The sequence below is a fragment of the Brachyspira catarrhinii genome (genome assembly GCF_005518285.1).
Taxonomy (GTDB): domain Bacteria; phylum Spirochaetota; class Brachyspiria; order Brachyspirales; family Brachyspiraceae; genus Brachyspira; species Brachyspira catarrhinii.
In genome coordinates, this window is the sequence record NZ_SJDU01000179.1 from 1 (window position 1) to 4,596 (window position 4,596).

Annotated in this window: 3 protein-coding genes; all 3 read right to left on the bottom strand. The window is 21.5% G+C overall.

Annotated features, from left to right (window positions below; translation table 11 throughout):
• Nucleotides 1–72 precede the first annotated feature (72 nt).
• Entirely contained in the window at nt 73–1,647 is a 1,575-nt protein-coding gene (locus tag EZH24_RS07430; RefSeq protein WP_137998486.1) for a hypothetical protein, read from the bottom strand.
• A 44-nt stretch (nt 1,648–1,691) separates the two neighbouring features.
• On the bottom strand, nt 1,692–3,272 hold the full coding sequence (locus tag EZH24_RS07435; RefSeq protein WP_137998487.1) for a hypothetical protein: 1,581 nt from the start codon (nt 3,270–3,272) through the stop codon (nt 1,692–1,694).
• Nucleotides 3,273–3,302: 30 nt separating this feature from the next.
• Nucleotides 3,303–4,596, bottom strand: a 1,294-nt coding sequence (locus EZH24_RS14070; RefSeq protein ID WP_161976115.1) for a hypothetical protein, incomplete at its 5' end; no start/stop codon positions are given.

Sequence of the window (4,596 nt, forward strand, 5' to 3'; positions counted from 1 at the left end):
ATGCTATAAGAAGTGCTGGAAGAAGCCCAAGAGTAGCAAAACAGTTTATAGAAACTTTATTGTAATAATCTGTTATGGTATTTTAGGAAATTTATATATTGTATATCCTCCTATATTTGTAAGTTTGGAAGCATTATTATCTATAAGATATTTCATTTCATTATTATTTCTATTATCGTCCCAATTTTCTCTGACAATATTATCTCTTACGGCATATAAAATATCAGGGTTTGAAGAAATATTCAAATTAACATCTTTGAAATATATTTTAAAAATATCTTCAAACTGCTTATTAACTATACCAGAAAAATTATCATATATAGCTAATTTTTTACCTTTAGAGTCATTTTTTATAAAATTAGCAACATCGTATAATACCTTTTCGCTTCTAGGCTCTTGAAATAATTTTATATATCTATAAACTTCTAAAAATACAGCAAAAGAGTTTAAAACAAAGAAAACGGAAATTAATATCTTTACATTATTTTTCAAGCGATTTTCATTAATTTTAAAAAATATTATAAAAGTTATAAAAGATATTGAAAAAGCAGAATATAAATAATGAAATGTGCCAGATTTTGATCTAAAAATAATAAAAGACAATATTGTTATTGGTATAAATATCAAAAAAATAAAAAATATTTCTTTTAATGTTTTATTTGTATTTTTTAATAATTTCTTATTTTTTACAAAAACAAATATAGAATAAAAAAACATAAATACAGATAATAATAAAGACAAAAATAAAAATATCAAACTATAAATATAAACACCATCTTTAGTCCAAAAATATAATATAGAATTAAATCTAGTACCAATCAAACTAGACATTTCATTTGTAGGAAAAATAATTAAAGCATATATTTGAGGAAATGGTATTTTATTCAAACTATCTCTTATATTCATAGCTAGATTTATATTATTAAATCCGCTTTGAAACTCTGATATTATATAAGGCAAATATAGTAAAAAAGATATAAAAACTCCTAAACTCCAATATAATAAATAATTTTTTGTATTCTTAAAACGTATAATAAGATAAACTATAATAGTAGGAATCATAGAGAAAAAAACTACAAAATGCCCTTGAGCCATAACAGCAAGTATTGGAAATATAAAAATTGCTGATAATTTCTTTATTTTTTCATTACTGCTGTCAATATATTCAAATAAAAGTACAAAAAATAAAAAACTAAATATTAAAGTAATATTAGGATTCCAAAAATCAGTAATAGACATAATAACATACGGATTACATAATACTAATGACGTCATTATAGAAGTTGTAAAAATACCAAATTTTTTATAAAACCAAATTAAAAATATAGATAATATTAAAAAGCCGAAAATAAAATTAATAATCCTTGCTTTAATTAAATTATCATTAGCCAATTTATAAAATAAAGTATAAAATATATAGTATGCTCCGCCCGGTACTCTAGGTGTTGTAAACTCTCCGTCAATAATACTGCTAGCTATAAACCTTGCTCCTGTAGTTGGAAGTTTTCCCTTATCATTCCATTTTTTCATGTCATAAAAATGCTGAACCTGATCCATTCCTATATATCTTTTATCTATAGCATATAATGAAATAAATAAACATAATATTGCAGATATAACTATTAATGATATACTATATAATTTCATAAACTATTTTCCTAAAATAATATCAAGATTTTAATAAATTTATATTAATAACACCTATACAATAAAACAGCTCCTACATTTGTTAAAAATTTGGCATTATTATCATAAATATACTGCATGTCTCTTTCATTTCTTTCTTTATCCCAATTATATTCCCAAGTCTTATCTTTTATAATATAGCTAATATCAGGATTTTCAGAAATTTGTATATTATATTGAGGAAAATAAATTTGAAATATATCATTATATGTATCTTTTGGATCATATAAATATGTAACTTTTACTTTTTTACCTTGAGAATCTTGTTCGATAAATTCTGCCACATCTTTCAATACATTATAATCCCTGCTATGTTCATATAAATTAACATATCTTATCAATTCTCCATACATAGCAAAAACATTTAATAATAAAAGCAAAGATATTACTGATAAATATTTAATATTATAAATCTTATCTCTTATCCTATAAAAAAATAGAAATATAGGAGTAAAAGAAAAAGAAAATAAAGAATAAAGATACCAAAAAGTTCCTGGTTTAGATTTAAATACAATAAATGATATTATAGTTACAGGTATAGATAATAATAAGATAAAAAACATTTCACCTAAATTTTTTTCTGTATCATCACTATATTTTTTCTTAATCAAAAATATTATTTCTCTGATAAAACAAAAAACAGAAAATAATACTGATAAAATTAAAAATATAAATCCATATATATAAGGAGGATTGCTGAACCAAAAATGGATTATAGAATTTAATCTAGTACCAAAATATGTTGACATTTCATTAGTTGGATATAATAAAACAGCCCATATTTGAGGAAAAGGAAAGTTTTTTAAACCTTCTCTAGTATTTAAAATCATCATAGTATTATGAAAACCATTTTGTATTTCTGATATTAAATATGGAAGGTATAATAAAAAAGATATAAATACTCCAATACCCCAAAATAATATATATTTTTTTGTATATTTAAATCTAACTACTAAATAAACTATCAAAGTTGAAGTAAAAGAAAAAAATGTTGCAAAATGAGATTGCCCCATTACGGCAAGAAAAGGAAATAATAATACTGCAGAAATTTTTTTAGTACTCTCATTTTTATTACCTATATATTCATACAATAACATATATGTAATAAAACTTAAAATCAAAACTAAACTAGGATTCCAAAAATCAGTTGTAGCTTTTAAAGTATATCCATTAAAAAATATAAAAATATAAGCAGCAACTGAAACCAAAAATCCAAATCTCTTATAAACCCAAAATACAAATATAAATAATATAAATATAGAAAAAGCCATATTTATAGCCCTTGCTGTATCTAAATTTAGATTTCCTAGTTTGTAAAAAAATACCATTATAATATAAAAAGCCCCCCCAGGTAATCTTGCCGTATTGTCATAACCTGCTAACGCTGTTGTACCTATAAATCTAGGCCCTGTAACAGGAACCTTTCCGCTATCATAATGTTTTAACATATCATAATATGCTATTACCTGATCATTATGAATTAATCTCTTAGGAAAAGTATAAAATTGCATATAAAAAGAAAATATTATAGCTATTATTAATAATATAAATAAAGGTAAATTTTTGATATTAAAAATAGTTTTCATAAAAAACTCCAAATTATAAATAAAATACTATTAAGGCTTCCTTAAAGGTTCTGTTCCATTATATTTATATAAATACAATACATTTCTATTCATATAATTATTTAATAGGATTGAATTATTATTTATATAATTTATATAATTAGAAATATATGCTTTAGGTTTAGAAACTATTGATAATTTATCTAGTAAAAAATAAATATTAGTAGAATTATCATTTTGTTTCCATATTTTTTCTGGGAAAAATGTTACAGCTATATCTCTATATATATTATTATCTGCAGCAGATTCTACCAAATTTATTTCATTTCCATTTGAATACTTATAAATATCATCTATAACTAATTCTATATTTTTAATGTTTCTTGGAATATGAAAAATTTTTATATATGAATAAAGTTCTGTAGAGACAGCAATTATATTCAAAAAAATAAGTAAAAAAAATGAATACAGAAGCTTATTATTATTTTCCAATTTTGATTTCCATTGTACAAATAATAAAATTATTGGTAAAAAAGATATGGAATATATACTATACTGATAATGAAATAATGCAGTTTTAGATTTTAATGTTAAACTACAAAAAATAGTCACAAATATAAAAATTAAATACAATTTAAACATCTCTATAATTATATATTCTGTATTATTTTTTAACATATATTTTTTATATACAAGTAAAGTCCTTATAAAACAATATATAGAAAATAAAACAGTAATTAATAAAAATAATATACCTAATATTCTAAAGTTATTATTTTCCCAAAAAAATATTATAGCATGTATTGTAGTTCCAAAAAAATTAGATATCTCATTAGTAGGAAACAGCAATAAAGCATATATTTGAGGAAATGAAAAACGTCCAAATTTAGAACTTAAATTTAAAGCCATTTTTAAATTTAAAAAATCATTATTAAACTCAGAAATCAAATACGGCAAATATTCTAAAAAAGAAATAAATACTCCTAAAACCCAATAAATTATATATTTTAATGTTCGTTTGTATTTTAATAATAAATAAACTATAATAGAAGGTATCATTGAATAAAATGTAAAAAAATGCCCTTGTGCCATAACAGCAAGTACAGGAAAAATTAATACAGCAGAAAGTTTTACTATATTTCTTCTTTTATCTTCTTCTGTATTATCAATATATTCAAATAAAAATATAAATAATAAAAAACTAAATATTAAAGTAAGATTAGGATTCCAAAAATCTGTAACTGCAATAACAAAATAACCATTACATAAAATTAACGGTGCAATAAAACCAAGTATAAAAAAACCAAATCTTTTATAGAACCAAAATAAAAAGATAAAAATAATA